The 949-nt window shown below is 69.9% G+C and carries 1 protein-coding gene; it reads right to left on the bottom strand.

Going from position 1 to position 949, the window contains the following annotated elements; all coding sequences use genetic code 11:
* Positions 1-949 (bottom strand): glucose-6-phosphate dehydrogenase (gene zwf, locus BBH68_RS32415; protein WP_065967338.1); only part of this gene is annotated, 949 nt, incomplete at both ends.

Here is a 949-nt window from a genome sequence, read left to right as displayed (position 1 = left end):
GACCGTGATGCCCTCGTCCGGCTGCACCCGGATGACCAGCGCGTTCTGCCCCAGCTCCTGGGTGTCGCTGGTGTCGAAGGGGGAGTGGGGGGCGCGCTGGAAGACCACCGCGATCTCGGTGACCCGCCGCCCGAGCCGCTTGCCGGTCCGCAGGTAGAAGGGGACCCCGGCCCACCGGCGGTTGTCCACCTCCAGCTTGACGGCCGCGTAGGTGTCGGTCCTGGAGTCCGGGGCGATGCCGTCCTCCTCCAGATAGCCCGGCACCGGCTCGCCGCCCTGCCAGCCGGCCGCGTACTGCCCGCGCACCGTGTGCGCGCCGAGGTCGGCGGGGAGCCTGACGGCCTTGAGGACCTTCAGCTTCTCCGCCACCAGCGATTCGGCGTCGAATCCGGCCGGTTCCTCCATCGCGGTCAGCGCGAGGAGTTGGAGGAGGTGGTTCTGGATGACGTCCCGGGCCGCGCCGATGCCGTCGTAGTAGCCGGCGCGCCCGCCGATGCCGATGTCCTCGGCCATGGTGATCTGCACATGGTCCACGTATGACCGGTTCCACAGGGGCTCGAACATCTGGTTGGCGAAGCGCAGCGCCAGGATGTTCTGGACCGTCTCCTTGCCCAGGTAGTGGTCGATGCGGAAGACCTGGTCGGGCGTGAACACCTCGTGGACGACCTGGTTCAGCTCCTCGGCCGAGGCCAGGTCGTGTCCGAAGGGCTTCTCGATGACCGCGCGCCGCCAGGACCCCTCGGGCGCGTCGGACAGGCCGTGCCGCTTGAGCTGCCGCACCACGGTGGGGAAGAACTTCGGCGGTACGGAGAGGTAGAAGGCGAAGTTGCCGCTGGTGCCGCGCGCCGCGTCGAGGGCGTCGACGGTCTCGCGGAGGGTCTTGAACGCCTGGTCGTCGTCGAACTCACCGGGGACGAAGCGCATGCCCTCGGCGAGCTGCCGCCAGACC

Origin of the sequence: Streptomyces sparsogenes, assembly GCF_001704635.1 — a bacterium.
Lineage (GTDB): Bacteria > Actinomycetota > Actinomycetes > Streptomycetales > Streptomycetaceae > Streptomyces > Streptomyces sparsogenes.
This window is presented reverse-complemented; position numbering and strand designations above follow the sequence as displayed.